Source organism: Streptomyces lasalocidi (assembly GCF_005280215.1).
In the GTDB taxonomy this organism is placed as follows: domain Bacteria; phylum Actinomycetota; class Actinomycetes; order Streptomycetales; family Streptomycetaceae; genus Streptomyces; species Streptomyces longwoodensis.
This window is the reverse complement of record NZ_SZNQ01000001.1, coordinates 6,223,032-6,240,146: the sequence shown is the minus strand read 5'-3', so window position 1 is coordinate 6,240,146 and position 17,115 is coordinate 6,223,032. Positions and strand designations below refer to the sequence as shown.

The 17,115-nt window shown below is 69.9% G+C and carries 14 protein-coding genes; 4 read left to right on the top strand and 10 right to left on the bottom strand.

The features are described from left to right. Positions 1–36 precede the first annotated feature (36 nt). From trhA to E4U91_RS28120, 5 genes are all read right to left on the bottom strand, one after another. Positions 37–831, bottom strand: coding sequence for a PAQR family membrane homeostasis protein TrhA (gene trhA, locus E4U91_RS28145; RefSeq protein WP_241678703.1), 795 nt, complete (start codon positions 829–831; stop codon positions 37–39). 58 nt (positions 832–889) lie between these two features. Further along, positions 890–1,225: a MerR family transcriptional regulator gene (locus tag E4U91_RS28140; protein ID WP_137309422.1), complete on the bottom strand. Its 336-nt coding sequence runs from the start codon at positions 1,223–1,225 to the stop codon at positions 890–892. Positions 1,226–2,799: 1,574 nt separating this feature from the next. Then, complete coding sequence (locus E4U91_RS28130; protein WP_137309421.1) at positions 2,800–3,372, bottom strand: TetR/AcrR family transcriptional regulator; 573 nt, start codon at positions 3,370–3,372, stop codon at positions 2,800–2,802. 144 nt (positions 3,373–3,516) lie between these two features. Then, entirely contained in the window at positions 3,517–4,908 is a 1,392-nt protein-coding gene (locus E4U91_RS28125) for an amidase (RefSeq protein WP_137309420.1), read from the bottom strand. Then, positions 4,895–5,104: a hypothetical protein gene (locus E4U91_RS28120; RefSeq protein ID WP_137309419.1), complete on the bottom strand. Its 210-nt coding sequence runs from the start codon at positions 5,102–5,104 to the stop codon at positions 4,895–4,897. The genes E4U91_RS28125 and E4U91_RS28120 overlap by 14 nt, the downstream gene beginning before the upstream one ends. Before the next feature lie 95 nt (positions 5,105–5,199). On the opposite strand from E4U91_RS28120, the gene E4U91_RS28115 reads away from it, so the two are divergent. Further along, entirely contained in the window at positions 5,200–6,462 is a 1,263-nt protein-coding gene (locus E4U91_RS28115) for an MFS transporter (protein WP_241678702.1), read from the top strand. Between the two features lie 37 nt (positions 6,463–6,499). Continuing rightward, positions 6,500–7,414 carry an MBL fold metallo-hydrolase gene (locus E4U91_RS28110; protein ID WP_137309417.1) on the top strand — a complete coding sequence of 305 codons (915 nt, stop codon included), beginning with the start codon at positions 6,500–6,502 and terminating at the stop codon, positions 7,412–7,414. Between the two features lie 241 nt (positions 7,415–7,655). Here E4U91_RS28110 and E4U91_RS28105 read toward each other — a convergent pair whose 3' ends face one another. From E4U91_RS28105 to E4U91_RS28085, 5 genes are all read right to left on the bottom strand, one after another. After that, a complete protein-coding gene (locus E4U91_RS28105) occupies positions 7,656–8,753 on the bottom strand; it encodes an IS110 family RNA-guided transposase (RefSeq protein ID WP_067229911.1) in 1,098 nt (365 codons plus the stop codon). 645 nt (positions 8,754–9,398) lie between these two features. Then, positions 9,399–10,670 carry a COG4705 family protein gene (locus E4U91_RS28100; protein ID WP_137309416.1) on the bottom strand — a complete coding sequence of 424 codons (1,272 nt, stop codon included), beginning with the start codon at positions 10,668–10,670 and terminating at the stop codon, positions 9,399–9,401. A 38-nt stretch (positions 10,671–10,708) separates the two neighbouring features. Continuing rightward, positions 10,709–11,977 carry a sensor histidine kinase gene (locus E4U91_RS28095; protein WP_137309415.1) on the bottom strand — a complete coding sequence of 423 codons (1,269 nt, stop codon included), beginning with the start codon at positions 11,975–11,977 and terminating at the stop codon, positions 10,709–10,711. Further along, positions 11,968–12,621 (bottom strand): response regulator transcription factor, encoded by a 654-nt coding sequence (locus E4U91_RS28090; RefSeq protein WP_137309414.1) that lies wholly within the window; start codon positions 12,619–12,621, stop codon positions 11,968–11,970. The genes E4U91_RS28095 and E4U91_RS28090 overlap by 10 nt, the downstream gene beginning before the upstream one ends. A gap of 192 nt (positions 12,622–12,813) precedes the next feature. Then, positions 12,814–13,218: an STAS domain-containing protein gene (locus tag E4U91_RS28085; protein ID WP_137309413.1), complete on the bottom strand. Its 405-nt coding sequence runs from the start codon at positions 13,216–13,218 to the stop codon at positions 12,814–12,816. Between the two features lie 508 nt (positions 13,219–13,726). Between E4U91_RS28085 and efeU the strand changes: the two genes are divergently transcribed. Then, positions 13,727–15,757, top strand: a complete 2,031-nt coding sequence (gene efeU, locus E4U91_RS28080) for an iron uptake transporter permease EfeU (protein ID WP_137309412.1) — start codon at positions 13,727–13,729, stop codon at positions 15,755–15,757. A gap of 56 nt (positions 15,758–15,813) precedes the next feature. Further along, positions 15,814–17,097, top strand: coding sequence for an iron uptake transporter deferrochelatase/peroxidase subunit (gene efeB, locus E4U91_RS28075; RefSeq protein WP_137309411.1), 1,284 nt, complete (start codon positions 15,814–15,816; stop codon positions 17,095–17,097). The last annotated feature ends 18 nt before the right edge of the window (positions 17,098–17,115 follow it).

The window sequence follows — 17,115 nt, the reverse complement described above, 5'->3', positions numbered from 1 at the left end:
TGCACTACCGGACGCGGCTCCTGCCCGCTGAAGCCGTCATGTGGCTGCGAGGAGGATGGCGGTGTAGTGCGCGGCGAAGGCAGCGATGGTCAGGGCGTGGAAGACCTCGTGGAAGCCGAACCAGGCCGGTGAGGGGTCGGGGCGCTTGAGTCCGTAGACGACGGCGCCCGCGGTGTAGAGCAGACCGCCGGCGATGACGAGCACGACGACCGCGCTGCCGCCGGCGTGCGCGAAGTCGGGCAGGTTGAAGACGGCCACCCAGCCCAGCGCGATGTAACACGGCGTGTACAGCCAGCGGGGCGCCCCGATCCACAGGATGCGGAAGGCGATCCCGGCCAGTGCGCCCGCCCACACCACCGTCAGCAGCACTCTCTGCTGGCCTTCGGGCAGCAGCAGTACCGCCAACGGGGTGTACGTGCCGGCAATGATCAGGAAGATGTTCGCGTGGTCCAGCCGCCGCAGCACCGCTTCCCCGCGCAGGCCCCATGTTCCGCGGTGGTAGACCGCGCTGGTACCGAACAGCAGACAGGCCGACACCGCGTACACCGCGCAGGCCGCCACCGCCGCACCCGACCGTGAAACGGCGATCAGGATGATTCCCCCGGCCAGAGCCAGAGGGAAGACGCCGGCGTGCAGCCAGCCGCGCATCCTCGGTTTCAGCGCGGCCGCAGCCCGCTCCACCCGGCCCTCCAGGCCGTTAGCCGCGGTCAGCCGGCCAGTTGCGGCGGGAGGCGCATCCATCACCGGGACACGCGAGGTGTGGGGCGGGTTGCCCGGGCCGGGCTGGGGCTCCCGTCCGTGGGACGGCGTCTCGCTGTCTTCGGCGATCATGCGCTCATGTTCTTGAAGGGAGAAGTGTGGGGTGGGGCGAGGCTTCGCGGACCGCGTGTCAGGTGGCGGCTGCGTGCAGGGCTGCTGCCTTGCGGCGGTATTCGGCGTTGATGCGCTGGGCTTCCTCGAGCTGGTCCTCGAGGACGATGATGCGGCACGCAGCCTCGATCGGGGTTCCCTGGTCGACGAGCTCCCGGGCGCGGGCGGCGATGCGCAGCTGGTAGCGGGAGTAGCGGCGGTGTCCGCCCGCGGATCGCAGCGGGGTGATCAGGCGGTGGTCGCCGAGGGCCCGCAGGAAGCCCTGCGTGGTGCCGAGCATGTCGGCGGCCCGGCCCATGGTGTAGGCGGGGTAGTCGTCGTCGTCGAGACGGCTGTAGGAGTCGTCTGCTGTCATCGGACCTCTCTGGAACGCGTGGAGGGCCCTGGCGCCGTACGGCGCCAGGGCCCGAAGGAACTGCTACACCATCTGCCGGCCCTGTTACTGCGCCGGCCTTCTGTAACCGCACACCCGGCCGAGATGCTGCCGGGCATGCTGGGATCGCGGTTGCTCGACCGGAGACCACCTCACTATCGATGTCCTGCGGTACCCGAGCTCAGGACGTCCGCCCGGGCGATCCTGATGGCGTCCAATTCCTCCGTTCATTCCCTCAAACGCTGGTACTGCTCCACTGCGTACTGCTGGTGATGCGACCTGCTCCGTGGCCTGTCACAGCGCCACTCTTCAGCAGCCAGCCCCGTCGCCCGTCCTGCGTCTGCTCTGGCATGGAACCTCGCTGCCGAACCTCCCAGTGCGCGCGTCCGCAGCCGACGCCTTCACCGAGGTATCACTCACTGACTGCACTGCGGTACTGCTCACGGCAGCCCCTGATCACTGCGGGCCACCCGGTCCAGTCGTCAGTCCCGTCACCGTCCTGCAAACCTGGCTCCGGAACTCCACCACCGCACCGTCCATCGAACTGCAACTACATACTGCTGCCCGGCAGTTCGTGTCTGCCGGACCCTACTGTCTCTCTGAGCTACAAAAGAAACCATAGCCACACCGTCATCGAATGTCTACTCCAGCCACCACAGATTTTCTGCGTGCCCGACGGAGAGGCAGTCGCCCTTGAGCAGTGAGATGGGGACAGATGGAGGCCGCAGGGGAAGGCTTGGACATTCCAGCTGCTGTGGCCACTGCCCGGGCCGATAGTCTCTCCGGACACAACCCTGACGACTTGTGAGAAGCCAGTGATCCGAGACCTGTACAGCGTCCGGGTGCAGCCCGCGGAAGGCGGAGCCACGCCGCTGACGGAGGAGGAAGAGCAGCGCGCTCGGGCGGTGTTGTTCAGCGATCTCGGCAACATCATCGCCGAACGAGGCTGGGTCCGGTTCCCCGCGTACTCGCCGGAGGAACGCCGCCGACTGGTCGATGTAGCGCATCGTCTCAGTGCGCATTGGGGGCAGCACGTGTTCGTCGAGGCCGAAGATCAGTGCGCCATGAAGCTCTCTCGCCGGGCACGGATGGCAGCCGGCGGATCCGCTGCTGCCGGAGGCGGGGGGTCGCGGTCTGCGCGGCGTCGGTTAGTGGATCATGGTGGGGGGATCTGTCGCCATGAACTGTCGTACTCCGAGTGGGAGTTCGTCCGTCCCCTGTGCCTCGGTCGGAACGGGGGAGAAGCGGCTGGATGACCGGGCGGTCCTTGACCTCGACGTTTCGTGACGGTCCGCCGACAGAGTCGGCGGACCGTTTTCGTGCCGTGGGCTGAGGTCGCGCATGCCGAGGACCCGAGTGTCGTCTCGGGGTGGCGCTGGATTCCACTGCTCCGGGTGTTGAGCTGCTGTGGCAGCGTCGGGGAAACCGTCGGCAAGCCGGGGTTCGGCAGGAGTGCGAGCCGTTCGAGAGCTGTGGTGATGTGGCCGGTCAAGGGTCTCGTGTCGGCCTTCGCGGCCCGGGCATCGAACCATTGCCGGAGGGGCACGTCAGCGCGGTCACCTGGTCATGGGCCGGTCTGGCTGGAGGACCTCTGCGACGAGTCGGCGCGCGTACGCGGCGTCGAGTCGGTCCGGACGGAAGAGGATGCGGTACATCAGGGGTGCGACGACGCGGTCGATGACCGTCTCGACGCCGGGCGTCTTCTCACCGCGTTCGGCTGCTCGGCCGAGGATGAGGTTGATCTGGTCGGCGGCGTAGGCCGAGCACTGGTCGGCGTTGCTGCCGTCCGGGTCGCCGAGGAGCGCGTCACGGGTGTAGGCGCGGCCGGCGGGAGAGGCCATCTCGTCGAGGAACTGCTCGGCCCAGGCCGTCAGGTCGGACGCCAGGGTTCCGTGTGCCTCAGGCGCGGTGTCGGGCCGCAGACGCTCGACGGCTACGTCCGAGAGCAGCTCCTGCAGGTTCCCCCAGCGGCGGTAGATCGTCGACGGCGTCACGCCGGCATGCTGGGCGACCAGCGGTACCGTCAGGGCGTCCCGGCCCACTTCAGACATGAGTTCACGAACGGCGGCATGGACCGACGCCTGAACCCGGGCGCTGCGCCCCCCAGGGCGCACCATCTGCCTGCTCATGGAACCCCACTTTAAAGCAAAATCATTGCGTCTATCGAGTCATACTCTCCATGGGAAGGTCTTCCTCTGCGGCCCCCGGCCGGCGGTCGGTGACGAATGTCGCTTCGGCCCGGCCGAGTGGTGAGGCCGGGCCCGAGCACTCGTTCACGTCGTGCGCGCGAGCTCGCGGGCGGGCCGGGTCTGCTCGTAGGCGTGGCCGACGCGCAGGAGCACGCTTTCCTCGAGCGGTCGCCCCAGCAACTGCATGCCGATCGGCAGGCCCGCCGCGTCGTGGCCGACCGGGACGGACAGGGACGGCATCCCGGTGATGTTGGCAGGCGACGAGAGGCGTACGTAGGCGTCGGAGACGCCCTCGACCGTGCCGTCGGCCCAAGTGATGCTCTCCTGGCCGGCCTCGACCGCGGTCGCAGGGACGGTGGGAGCGACGATCAGGTCGACCTCCTCCAGCAGGCGTGCCCATTCCTGCCGCATGAGGGTGCGGGCGCGCTGGGCGCGCAGGTAGTCCCCGGCGGGCATCAGTTCGCCGGCCTCGAGGAGGATGCGGACGTCGGCCTGGTACAGCTCGGGGACCGTACGAAGCGTGTTCTCGTGGTAGGCGGTTGCCTCGGGCACCATGAGGCCCCACTGGGTCGCCCGGATGTAGCGGGTCATGGGAATGCCGACCTCGACGAGCCGTGCGCCGAGTGACTGAAGCCGGCCGATCGCACGTCGTGTGGCGGCCTCCACCTCCGCGTCGACGTGGTCGAAGTAGTAGGTGCGTGGCACACCTATCCGCAGCCCCGTCAGGTCCGTGCCCCCGCCCGGCCGGTAGTCCACGGCGGGGGTGGCCAGGGACGCGGGGTCGCGCGGGTCGTGTCCGGCCAGGGCGGTCAGGACCAGGGCCGCGTCCTTTACGGTGCGGGTGATCGGGCCTACGTGGTCCAACGACCAGGACAGCGGCGTAACGCCGTGGCGGGGGACGAGCCCGTACGTCGGCTTGAGACCGACGACCCCGTTGAGCGCGGCGGGCACACGGATCGATCCGCCGGTGTCGGTGCCCAGGGCGAACGTCGCGGCGCCCGCAGCGACGGCGACGGCGGACCCGCCACTGGAACCGCCTGCGATCCGACCGGTGTTCCAGGCGTTGTGGGTCTGCGGTGTGGTCAGCCCATAGGCGAACTCGTGGGTGTGGGCCTTGCCGACCAGAACCGCGCCGGCCGCGGCCAGGCGGGCGGCGATGGCGCTGTCGGCCTGCGCACGGTGGTTCGCTCTGACGCGGGAGCCGGCTGACGTCGCCGTACCGGCGACGTCGATCACATCCTTGAGAGCCATGGGGATGCCGTGCAGCGGGCCACGGTACCGGCCGGCCGCGATGTCGCCTTCGGCTTCGCGTGCCGCACGGCGGGCATGCTCGGCGGTGACGGTGACGTACGCCTGAAGGTGCGGATCCACCTCCTCGATGCGCTCCAGGACCGAGTCGGCCAGTTCGACGGGGGACAACTGCCGAGCCCGGATGGCGTCGGCTGCTGCGCTCAGGGACAGTTCATACGGCTGCATCGTGGATCTCCTGTTCGGCGCGATAGGCGGGTGCAGGCGGTGTGTCCGCGAAGTCCAGCTCGCGCAGGACCGCGACGACGGACTGGATGTGGCGGGCGGTGGCCGCGACCACGGCGTGGCGGTCGGCAGGCAGCGGGAGGCCGACGCGGGCGGCCCAGCGGGCCGCTTCCATCGGGGTGAGTTCGACTGAGGACATGACGCTCTCCCTCTAAGGCTAAACATTTGCGTTAGTAGACCTTAGGGGCTACGGTGCCTTAAAGCAAATCTATTGCGTTTGCGCCAAGGAGTCCCGTGCCCGCCGTCACACCATGCATACCTGCGCCATCCAGCCACCCGGGCGCCGGGAGCCGTACCGCCCACCGCGCGGCTCCCTTCGCCCTGCACGCCTCGATCCTGGCCGCCCTCCTGGCGGCCTCCAGTGCGCCGACCCCCCTCTACCCCCACTACCAGGACCACTGGCAGCTGTCCGCGCTCACCGTCACCGTGATCTTCGCCGCCTACTCCCTGACCCTGCTGCTGGCCCTGCTCACCACCGGTGGGCTCTCCGACCACCTCGGGCGGCGCCCCGTCCTTGTGGGCGCCCTGCTGCTGGAGGCCGCATCCATGGTGTTGCTGGCGTCGGCGGACGGCGCCGGAGCGCTGGTCACCGCCCGAATCCTGCAGGGCGCGGCCACCGGCGCGGCCACCAGCGCTGCTGGAGCGGCCCTCCTCGACCTTCAGGACCCCCTGCGTCCGGGCCGGTCCGCCCTGGCCAACAGCATCGCCCCGGTGGCGGGCATGGCCATCGGCGTCCTGGCCTCCACCCTCCTCGTCCGCTTCGCCCCCGCGCCCACGGTCACCGTGTACGTCCTGCTGGCGGTCCTCTTCGCCGCCCAGGCGATCGCGGTCACGTTCACCGCGGGAACGGCCCGCTTGCACGCCGGCGTCCTGCGGTCGCTGCGCCCTCACCTCGCCGTACCTCCGTCGGCGCGCAGCGCTCTGCTGGGGGTCGGCACCGCTGTAGTCGCCGTCTGGGCTCTGGGAGGCTTCTACTCCTCCCTCGGACCGGCACTCGTGCACCTCGCGGCCCCAGGTGCCTCTCAGGCAGCCGGTGGCGTGGTCTTCTTCGTGCTCACCGCCGCGGCCACGATCACGGTGTGGACAGTGCGGTGCGTGGCGCCGCGCGCCGCCGCCATCAGCGGGTGCCTGGCCCTCATCCCGTCCGCGGTCCTGAGCCTGCTGGGTCTGCACGGCGCCGGCCTGCCCGCTGTCCAGGGCGGCGCGGTCCTCGCCGGAGTCGCCTTCGGGGCCGTCTCCCAAGGGGCACTGCGCATGACGCTCACCTCGCTCGGCGAGCAGGACCGCGCCGCGACCCTGGCCGCCTACTACGTCCTCAGCTACCTGTCCATGAGCCTGCCCGCCATCGCCGCTGGAGCCGCCACCCAGCACTTCGGGCTGGATACCACCGCCCACGCCTACACCACCGCCGCCGCCCTGCTCGCCGTCGCGGCCCTGGCGGCACTCGCCAGGTCGGGACGCGGAGCAGCCCACGGCGCGCACAGCGATCTTCCGTAACGATCTTCCGTAACGAGAGACCAGGAAACGGCCCATCATGACCACTCCACCGGCCATCGACCCGACCGCCACGCCCTCCTGGACCGTGGGCGACGTCACCGTCCACCGCATCGACGAGATCCTCCTGCCGCCCGCCACCGGACCGTGGCTGCTGCCCGGTGCCACCCCGGATGTCGTCGACCAACAGGGGTGGCTGCGCCCCCACTTCGCAGACGACGAGGGCTTCCTGAACATCGACAGCCACAGCTTCGCGTTCACTGTCGACGGGGTGCGTGTCCTGGTGGACACCGGCATCGGCAACGACAAGGAGCGGGCCAACCCCGCCTGGCACAGGCTGAACACCGGTTACCTCCAGCGCCTCGGCGCCGCCGGATTCCCTCCGGACCGCATCGACCTGGTGATCCTCACCCACCTGCACGCCGACCACGTCGGCTGGAACACTCACCAGGTGAACGGAGAGTGGGTTCCCACCTTCCGCAACGCCCGCTACGTCACCTCGCGTGTCGAGCGGGAGTTCTGGAGCGGGTACGACATGGAGGAGGCGCGCCGGCAGATGTTCCGTGACTCCGTGATTCCGGTGGAGGAGGCCGGGCTGCTCGACCTCGTCGATGTCCCTGCCGAGGGCGTCGAGGCCGTCCCGGGGCTGCGCCTGATCCCCACCCCCGGGCACACCCCCGGCCACATAGCCGTTGAGCTGACCAGCCGAGGAGAGACGGCTGTGATCACCGGCGACTGCGTCCACCACCCCGTCCAGCTTGCTCACCCCGAGATCGGGGCCTGCGTCGACATCGAGCCCGAGCGGTCCGAGACGTCGCGCCGCACCCTGCTCGCTTCGCTCGCCGGCACGGACACCCTCCTCCTGGGCACCCACTTCGCGCCGCCCACCGCCGGCCGTGTCGTCACGCATGAGGGCGCCTACCGACTCTCGCCCGTCCCCGCCGACTCGCACTGATCCCGTGGCTGCCCCGCCCTGTCCGGCCGACGTTCCCGGCAGTTCGCGCGGTCACCGCGGTCGAACACCGCCTTCGACCAGCGGTGGCCCAGCGCCGCAAGACCCAAGTACCAGAGGATGGTGATCCACCCGTTGTCGCCGATCCCGGTACCGAGCAGCCGTCCGCAACGTCTCCATGGCGGGCGTGAACGACCGGTACCGGGCGATCGGCTGGAACCGGCAGGCGCTCTCACAGACGCCCCTATAACGCGGGGGCAAGGGAGACCGGTCTGACCAGGTTGAACACCTCGCGGGCGGCATATCGCTTGAGGCATCGGATGATCTCGCGTCGGGTCTTGCCTTCCTGGGTGCGGCGTTCGTAGTACGCCTGGGTGCGCGGGTCGTGACGCAGCCGGGTGAAGACGATGCGGTGCAGGGCGGCGTTCGCTTGGCGGTCGCCGCCATGGTTGAGCCGGCGCGTGCTCCGGCGGCCGGAGGAGTACTCGATGGGGCTGACTCCGCAAAGGGCAGCAAAGGATGCCTCGGAGTTCAGCCGCTCGGGGTTGTCTCCCATGGTGATCAGGAGCGTGACGGCGCTGTTCGGGCCGATGCCCACCGGTTCGAGTAGCTGTGGGGCGTGGCGTTCGACGAGCTCGGTCAGGCGTTGGTTCAGCTCATTGATCTGCCTGGTGAGTTGTTCGATGCGCTCGGCGAGCATGCGCAACGTCAGGTGGGTGGCCTGGGTCACCGCGTCCTCGTCTCCCTCACTGTCGGGTGGGCTGAGGGTCGCGCAGGTGCGGAACAGCTCGGCATTGCCCAAGGTCGACAACCGTTCCCGCAGGGCGGGGTCGGCGATGACCAGGACGGCCTTGAGCTGGTTGATCGCCTGGGTGCGGGCCTTGACCGCGGAGTCCTTGGCGAGCTTGAACAACCGGGCACTTTGCACCGGACCGTCACCGGACTTGGCCCGGGCCCGGGCGCGACCGCTGAGCACGGCTCGCGCGGCAGCCTGCGCGTCGAGCGGGTCCGACTTCCCGAGCAGGCGGCGTGCCGAGCGGTCGGGCCGGTTCACTTCGAACACCTGGATCTGCTGGGCCAGCAGGTAGCGGGACAGGCCCGCGCCGAAGGTGCCGGTGCCCTCCACACCGGCCCGGCGCACCGTCCCCCGCTTACGGGCCCACACGAGCAGCTGCCGGTAGCCAGCCGCCGTCGCCGGAAAGGACTCCGTGCCCGAGATCTTCCCGAGCGGGGAGACCACGGCGGCGACATGCACCTCGCCGTGCGTGTCCACGCCCAGAACGACCTCGCGCCGAACGGGCGGATCCGTGCTCGAGGAGGTGCTGCGCTCTCTGGTCGTCATGGTGGTTCGCCTTCCCGCGGGTGACGTGCTGGGTGGACGGCACCGACCCGCTCGGGCGGTGTGAACCGTGATGGCGCCTGAAACTCAGCAAGGCCCCTATTGGGACACGCCCCTGTGGCTCGGTACTTGCAGGTGCCGTCCCGCAACGACAGTCGACACGCCTGTGACTGGACACTTGGGTCATATATCTCATGAGTCAGACCCCCGCCCGGAACGGCACCGCGCAACCGTCCCATCGGTCCCGGTACAACGGCATGACCCGACCACAGCCGAAAAGCTTCGCCCGAACCGGTGCTCAACATGGCCAGGGCGAGCTGCCCTGTGTTGCTTCTTCGTCTACTCACGACCGGCATTGACGGACAGCCTTGCCGCCCGCTTTACGAGCTGTCGTCCGTCGACCATGGCACGAACGGCACGAGACACCGCCCACGGGGCGGGCCTCGCGCAGCCCGGCGAAGGACTCCTCACTGCCGAGGGCGTCTCGGGTCCTCCCCCGTCGAGCAGCTGCCGGCGTGGCGTTCCCCGAGTCGGGCCCGTCGGCCTTCACTTCCTGCCTCCGAGGCTCCCTGGCGTGTGCCGAGGAAGCGCGGTTCTCTGCGCTGCCTCGGCACTCTGAGCCTGCCCGGCCGGGCGCTGTGCGGTCTGTCAGCCCATGTCCGTCAGGAGGGCATTCAGTTCCTTCTCCTGCTGCGCAGGCGACATCGGCGGGTTCGAGTGGTCGATGCCGAACGTCTTGAGCATCTTGTCCATCTGGGCGTCGATGGAGGTCCAGCCGGTCTGGTCCAGCGGCTGCAGGGACGCCTGGTCGGCGTCCCACAGGTCACGCAGCTTCTGGGCGGCCGCGTGGGCCCCGGTCTCGTTCCCCGAGCGTGCGTCCTTGAGCGAGGTGGAGGCGAGGGTCTTCAGCGCGGCGACCTCGGCGGGCGGGAACTTCTTCACCGCCTGGCCGGGGGCCATCTGGACGGCGGAGGTGTTGTCTTCCTCCGGCGCCGGGCCGACGTGCGGCTGGCTGTGGGCCCACACGAGCAGGCCCGCGGTGGCGACGGCGAGCAGTCCGAAGCCGGCCAGCGCGACGCGCTCCTTGCGGGGGCCGCCGGTGGTGTGTGCGGCGTGGGTCGCCTCGTGGGTCTCGGTCACGTCCGAGCGCGTCACCGTCAGGTAGATCACCGTGGCCAGGATCAGGCCGAGGAAGATCAGGCTGGTGGTGAACGTGCCCAGGTCGAGACCGGTCGGCTCGCCGGGCTGGGCGACCTTCGGGGAGGCGAGCCAGTCGCCGATGTTCGCGCCCAGCGGGCGCGTCAGGATATAGGCGAGCCAGAAGGACAGCACCGGGTTGGCGCCGAACTTCCACAGCGCCGTGATCGCCGCGATGAGGCCGAGCGGCAGCAGGACCGAGGCTCCCGGGCTCCAGCCGGTGAGCTCAAGTGTCCAGTCGCCGGTCGCGGTGCCGAGCGCGAAGGTGACGAGAACGGCGAGCCAGTAGAACGACTCCCGCGGAAGCGTGGTGACCGAGTGGATCGACAGTGTGCGCTCCCGCGCCCACCAGACACCGAAGACCGCCGCGAGCAGCACCGAGAAGACCGCGGAGCTGATCCACAGTGGCACGTTGAGCTGGTCGGTCAGGATGTCGGTGTACAGGGTGCCCGTGACGCTGACAACGACCACGGTCAGCCAGTAGGGGAACGGGACGTACCGCTTCAGCCTCAGCTGGACGGCCAGGACCACCACGAACACCGCGGTGAAGATCCAGGCAGTGTTCACCAGGCCGACGCCCAGCTTCATGTTGATCCAGTCGGCGAAGCTCTCACCCACGGTCGTGCAGAGGATTTTGATCACCCAGAACCAGATGGTGACCTCGGGAACCTTGTTGAGCATGAGACGCCCACTGCGCGTGCGCGCTTCCGTTGTCGCTGTCATGCGGGGAGGTTGACGCGGGGAACCTGCACATAACCTGACTACGCGGCTGCACGGGCGGCCGGGAGTGTCACCTCGACGTGACCGCGGCCGTCCGCGATCGCGCGGACCTCCACACCGGCCGAGGCGGCGATGCGCCGGACCACCGGCAGCCCCAGCCCGTACCCGCCGCCACCGGTCACCCCTACTTCGAAGACCCGGTCGACCTCCGCGGGATCGAATCCAGGGCCGTCGTCCAGGACATCGACCACGATGGCCTCGCCCTGGTTGCGTGCGGTGATCCACACACGCGACCGCGCATGCCGCAGACCGTTGTCCAGCAGGGGCGACAGCAGCGACACGGCGACCTCAGGCGACACGGCGACCTCGACCTTCGCGGGGAAGGCGACCTCGACCGCGCGGCCGGCGATTGCCTGCTGTGCGGCGGAGCGCAGGTCGCACCGCGTCCCCTTCTCCGTCAGCGCGCGGGCGGCGCGCAGAAGCGTCGTGATCGCCGTATCGAGGCGGTCGACCTCGCTCAGCACCGCCTCCGTCGGCACCGGCTCGCCCGACAGCTGCGCCAGCTGCGCCTCGGCCCGCAGCACCGTGAGCGGTGTCCGCAGCTCGTGGGCGATCTCGTCGGTGAGCCGGCGCTCGTCCGCCAGCGCGTTGTCGACGCGCTCCAGGAGGTGGTCCAGGGTCCGCCCCAGCTCCCCGAACTCATCGCGGGGGACGCCGAGGTTGAAGCGGCGCCCGGGTTCGTGCCGGCCCCAGTCGTCGGCGAGGGCGGCCATCTCGTGCACGACCCGCAGCGCGCGGCGCACCACGAGGTGTGCGACCCCGCCGGCGAGGAGGATCGTGAGGCCGCCCAGTATCAGGGACAAGGTCAGGCTGCGCTGCTCGGACGTCTCGTAGGGCGTGAGGTCCACCCGGGCGATCACCGTGACGTGGTGGCCGTCCATCGGGACTTCCCGCGCGTACAGGAGGTAATCGCCGACCGACGCGGTCTGCGAGCGCCCCGAGTCCGCGAGCTCCTCGACGCGATCGACCAGGCTCGGTGGGACGTTTCCGTCGATCAGGCGGCTGTCGGCGTACACCCAGGCGACCTCGTCGAGCGCCTCGCTGCCGTTTTCCGTGAGTACGACACGGCCGCCTCTGGCGGTGACGTTCGCCGCCACGGCCTCGGCGCGCGTATGTGCCAGGTCGTGCGCGTCGGCGTCCGTCACCCGGCTCAGCAGTACGTGTGAGACCACGACCAGGATCGCCACCACGGCGGTGGCGATCAGCACCGTGAGTGCGACGACCCGCTTACGGAATCCCGTCACTGCCATCGGTAGCCCACGCCGCGGACGGTCGCCAGACGCTCGGCCACACCCAGCGAACCAAGCTTCGCCCGCAGCCGGCGCACATAGGAGTCGAGGGTGTTGTCGCTGACCTGCGCCCCGTGCGGCCAGCCGGCAGCGACGAGGGCGTGGCGGCGTACCGCGTCGCCCTGCGAGGCGATCAAACGACCCAGCAGCCGGAACTCGGTCGGGGTCAGGCTCATGCTCACCGAATCGTAGGTCACCACGTGCTTCGCCGGATCGAGGACGACCTCGCGCGGGGTGGGTGCCACGGTGGCCCGGCGCAGCAGCGCCCGGACGCGGACCAGCAGTTCCGGGATGTCGAAGGGTTTGGTCATGTAGTCGTCGGCGCCGGCCTCGAAGCCACCCACCTTGTGATGCAGGCCGTCGAGGGCGGTGAGCATCAACACCGGCGCGTCGACGCCGCGAGCCCGCAGGGCCAGGCAGACGTCTCGGCCGTCGGCATCCGGGAGCCCGAGATCCAGGACGACCAGGTGGGGCGCCGGTTCGAGCTGCCGCAGCAGGCTGTCGGCCGTAGCGGCGACGGAGACGGTGTGCCCGTCGTGCTCCAGGGCGCGCTTGAGGACGCCGCGGACCGCCGCGTCGTCTTCGCACACCATGATGAAAGCCACGCGCTGACCCTAGATACTCCCGTCCCAGTTCACCATCTGCCCTGGTCACCCGCCTGACGGTCGGGGAAGCTGTCCGCTGTTGACGGCCTCACGTGCGGGCCGGCCCGCTTCGAACCATACGGAGCTCGTCCGGTGGATCACTGCCCGGGCTCACCTGTCGCAGGCAATGGTCCGCCGGGCAAGCCCGGGCAATCAGCGTGCCGAGCCTGGCCAGTGCGCCAGGCCGTCGAGGGCTGGTGCCAGGCTGGTGGCCTCCTGCGGCGAGTCGTAGAACTCGTAGGCGTCGGCCAGGCCGCCGTGCTGGAAGACGGTGCGCGTCCGGGCCGAGGGGCACGTGATCCGCAGCGAGCCCTCGCATTTCCGGATGCGTTTGGTAAGCGCCACGACGGTGCCCAGGAACATCGAGTCCAGGAAGGGCACGAAGCACAGGTCGAGGACGAAGTTGCGGTGTCCCTCATCGAGAAGCCGGATGACTGCCTGGCGTATCAAGGCGTGGGTGTGGATGTCCAGCTCGCCGTCGACCTCGACCACGGTCCAACCGTTGACGAGGTCGCATGCAACGGCGATCTGCTCGGTGCGGACGATGCTCCGGCGCATGGTCCGTCCCTCCTCGCGGTGGCGGGAAGCGCAAGGCCCCCTGCGACGCGTTGCACGCCTGTCAGCGGGGGTTTTGCGTGCAGATGCCGCCTGCCTCCATCCAAGGCGTTCCCCGGGTGATCGCAAGCCGGGCAAGACGTCGGCGCGGTGAGGAACGCAGGCCCCGCGGCGGTCCCCTGCATGGCACACCACACAGCTGGTGCCCCGGTCCGATGCGATGCGGCCTCAAGCCGAAGCGGGCACGCCCTCCGCGCGTCCCCCTGCACGGCCCGCATCGGGAACGAGCACCCCGCGCCCGTGGAGTGAATGTCTCCCGGTCGGTGGCTCCGGGCTGGGCGAAGGCGACGTCGTCCTGCAGACCACAGTGGAACAGCCCCCGGATTTTGCCCCCGCATTACCGCTCCCTGACCTTTTGACTACAAGCCTGTAGTCATGATGGTCCAGTCTTAGTTAGGGTTGCCTACGCTAATGGGCGCTGCTCGTACGGAGGCCGCCCGGGGAGGGTCGCATGTGGGATGACGCGTTTCCGAGTTTCCTGATCGGGCTGCGGGAGGGGCTCGAAGCGGGACTCGTCGTCTCCATCCTCGTCGCGACCCTTGTGCGGGCGGATGCCCGCTCCCGGCTGCCGCAAGTGTGGACAGGCGTACTCGCAGCGATCACGCTCGCCATGAGTTTCGGCGCGGTCCTCACCTTCACAGCAGCCTCCCTGTCGGCGACCGCGCAGGAAGCCTTCGGCGGCACCCTCAGCGTGATCGCGGTCGCGTTCGTCACCGCCATGGTGTTCTGGATGCGCCGCTCGGCCCGCAGCCTGTCCGGTGAGATCAAGGAGAAGGTCACCGGAGCCCTGGCCATGGGTTCGGGTGTGCTGATCCTCACCTCCTTCCTCGCCGTGGGCCGGGAAGGTCTGGAGACCGCGCTGTTCCTGTGGACCACGGCCCAGGCAGCCGGCGAGTCCTCCGGCCCTCTGACCGGCGCCGCTATCGGGCTGATCCTGTCGGCCGCCCTGTGCTGGGGCCTTTACCGGCGGGTCCTGAGAATCAACCTGACGAAGTTCTTCACCGCCACCGGCGCGGTCCTGATCGTGATTGCGGCCGGCGTTCTCGGTTATGGGCTGCGCGATCTGCAAGAGGGCGGAGTGCTGCCCGGCAAGGCGGCCTACGCCGTCGACCTGAGCGGCAGTGTCGACGCCGGCTCCTGGTACAGCACCCTGGTGCAGGGCGTGTTCAACCTGACGCCGGTCATGACCTGGCTGCAGGTCTTCGGTTACGGCGGCTATCTCGCCGTGGTCATGACGCTGTTCGTGCGTGGCCTGCGCGCCACGGCGCCGAAGCCGGCCTCCGGCAGGGCGGCACCGGCCCCGGACGCCCCGACGCCCGCGCGAGGCCGCCCTGCGTGGGTGGTTCCCGTCGCTGTCGTCACCGTCCCCGCGCTCCTCGCGGGCCTCGCCGTGGCCTTCGGCCGCCCCAAGCCCGCCGCCGCCCAGACCGTCGCCGTCTCGGAGAAGGACTGCGGCGAGGGTTTCACCGCGCCCAGCCCCGGCCGGCAGACCTTCCAGATGCACAACACCGGCGACAAGCCTGCCGAGGTGTACCTCATCGACCCGGCCACGAACGCTGTCTACGGTGAGATCGAGGGCCTGGCCCCCGGCACCACCCGCGCCCTGGTCGCCACTGTCGCCCAGGGCGCATACGCCTGGCGGTGCGTACCCAGCGGCGGCACCGCGGTCACCTCCAAGGCCCTCCGCGTCACCGGTGGCGGGGCCCCGAAGGCGGTCGTCCCGGTGTCGGAACACGACCTCTCCGGCCCGCTCGCGCAGTACCGGACGTACGTCGACGAGGGCCTGGCCGCTCTCGTGGCCCAGACCCGCAGACTGGCCGACGACATCAGTCACGACCACCTCGGCAAGGCCCGCACCGACTGGCTCACCGCGCACCGCACCTATGCCGCCCTCGGCGCCGCCTACGGCACCTTCGAGGACTTCGACCAGAAGATCGACGGAAGGGCCGACGGACTGCCGGACGGCGTGCACGACAAGGATTCCACCGGCTTTCACCGCATCGAGTACGGCCTGTGGCACGGCGAGCCCGCCACCTCGCTCACCGCGCCGGCCCAGCGACTGGCCGCCGACGCCGCCGGCCTGCGCAACGCCTTCCCGCACCAGGACTTCGACCCGTCCGACCTGCCGCTGCGCGCCCACGAGGTCCTCGAGAACACACTGCAGTTCGAGCTGACCGGCGACACGGACGAGGGCAGCGGCACCAACCTCGCCACCGCCGACGCCAACCTCGCCGGCACCCGCGAGCTGCTCACCGTCCTCAGGCCGCTGCTCACCAGCCGCGCTCCGCACCTGCTGCCGACCGTCGACGCGGACGTCGCACGGCTGCAGAAGCTCCTGGACTCCGCCCACCACGGCAGTCACTGGACCCCCGTCGGGCAGCTCGGCGCCACCGCCCGCGCCCGCGTCAACGGGGTCACCGGCCAGCTGCTGGAGGACCTCTCCCCCGTCCCGGACCTGCTGGAGATCCGGAAGTCCGCCTGATGACCACCGCGCACCACCGTATCGACGACCTCGCACGCACCGAAGGGAACGCCCCCATGCCGTCCGCCGAAACCCCCGCCCCGCAGGGTGGCTGCCCGGCCGGCGCCGGCCGACGCTCCTTCGTGAAGACGGCCCTCGGCGCCGGAGCAGCCGGCGCGGTTGTGGCCGGCGGCGGGTTTGCGCTCGCCGAGAGCGGCGGTGGCACCGCACAGGCGGCCGCGCGGACGGAGAACGCCGCCGAAGTGCCCTTCCACGGCCTGCACCAGGCCGGCATCGTCACCCCGGCGCCGGCGGCTGCCACCTTCGTCTCCTTCACCGTCATCGCCGAAGACCGCGCGCAGTTGGTGGAGTTGTTCAAGACGCTCACCATCCGGGCCCGCTTCCTGACCTCCGGCGGCGTCCCCGCCGATCTCGGCGTCGGCGCCCCGCCCTCCGACAACGGCATCCTCGGCCCGACCGTCCCCGCCGACGGTCTCACCATCACCGTCGGCGTCGGCGCGTCCCTCTTCGACGACCGCTACGGTCTCGCCACGGCCAAGCCCCGCCGCCTGACGCCCATGCGGACCTTCCCCAACGACAACCTCAAGGCCGCCGAGTGCCACGGTGACCTGTCCCTGCAGATCTGCGCCAACCGTCAGGACACCGTCCTGCACGCGTTGCGCGACATCGCCCGGCACACCCGCGGGGCCATGCAGATCAAGTGGCGCATCGACGGCTTCCAGAACACGCCCCGCCCCAGCGGCGCCCAGCGCAACCTGCTCGGCTTCAAGGACGGCATCGCCAACCCCGACGTCGCCTCGTCCCGGGAAAGCGACCGCCTCATATGGGTCGGGGGCGGCACCGACGAGCCCGCATGGGCCAGGGGCGGCAGCTACCAGGTCATACGGATCATCCGCATGCTCGTCGAGTTCTGGGACCGGGTCTCCCTCACCGAGCAGGAGAAGATGTTCGGCCGCCGCAAGGACACCGGCGCCCCGCTCGACGGCGTCAAGGAGACCGATGTCCCCAACTACGCCAAGGATCCGCAGGGCAACGCGATCCCCCTCGACGCCCACATCCGCCTCGCCAACCCACGCACCGCCGCCACGGACGACTCCCGCATCCTGCGCCGCGGCTACAACTACGACCGCGGAATCGACGATGTCGGCAACCTCGACATGGGCCTGGTCTTCTGCTGCTACCAGCAGGACGTCAAGCGCCAGTTCGAGACCACCCAGACCCGGCTGATCGACGAACCCCTCGTCGACTACATCTCACCCACCGGCGGCGGCTACTTCTTCGCCCTGCCCGGAGTCCGCGACACCAAGGACTGGCTCGGCCGCGGGATGCTCACGAGCTGACCAGATTCCTCGCAGCGC

Bases quoted from the DNA above. Each gene is read 5' to 3' on its own strand.
- E4U91_RS28105 (WP_067229911.1), bottom strand. From the start codon at position 8,753: ATGACGACCAGAGAGCGCAGCACCTCCTCGAGCACGGATCCGCCCGTT.
- E4U91_RS28130 (WP_137309421.1), bottom strand. From the start codon at position 3,372: ATGAGCAGGCAGATGGTGCGCCCTGGGGGGCGCAGCGCCCGGGTTCAG.
- E4U91_RS28095 (WP_137309415.1), bottom strand. From the start codon at position 11,977: ATGGCAGTGACGGGATTCCGTAAGCGGGTCGTCGCACTCACGGTGCTG.
- trhA (WP_241678703.1), bottom strand. From the start codon at position 831: ATGATCGCCGAAGACAGCGAGACGCCGTCCCACGGACGGGAGCCCCAG.
- E4U91_RS28120 (WP_137309419.1), bottom strand. From the start codon at position 5,104: ATGTCCTCAGTCGAACTCACCCCGATGGAAGCGGCCCGCTGGGCCGCC.
- E4U91_RS28110 (WP_137309417.1), top strand. From the start codon at position 6,500: ATGACCACTCCACCGGCCATCGACCCGACCGCCACGCCCTCCTGGACC.
- efeU (WP_137309412.1), top strand. From the start codon at position 13,727: ATGTGGGATGACGCGTTTCCGAGTTTCCTGATCGGGCTGCGGGAGGGG.
- E4U91_RS28125 (WP_137309420.1), bottom strand. From the start codon at position 4,908: ATGCAGCCGTATGAACTGTCCCTGAGCGCAGCAGCCGACGCCATCCGG.
- E4U91_RS28140 (WP_137309422.1), bottom strand. From the start codon at position 1,225: ATGACAGCAGACGACTCCTACAGCCGTCTCGACGACGACGACTACCCC.
- efeB (WP_137309411.1), top strand. From the start codon at position 15,814: ATGCCGTCCGCCGAAACCCCCGCCCCGCAGGGTGGCTGCCCGGCCGGC.
- E4U91_RS28100 (WP_137309416.1), bottom strand. From the start codon at position 10,670: ATGACAGCGACAACGGAAGCGCGCACGCGCAGTGGGCGTCTCATGCTC.
- E4U91_RS28085 (WP_137309413.1), bottom strand. From the start codon at position 13,218: ATGCGCCGGAGCATCGTCCGCACCGAGCAGATCGCCGTTGCATGCGAC.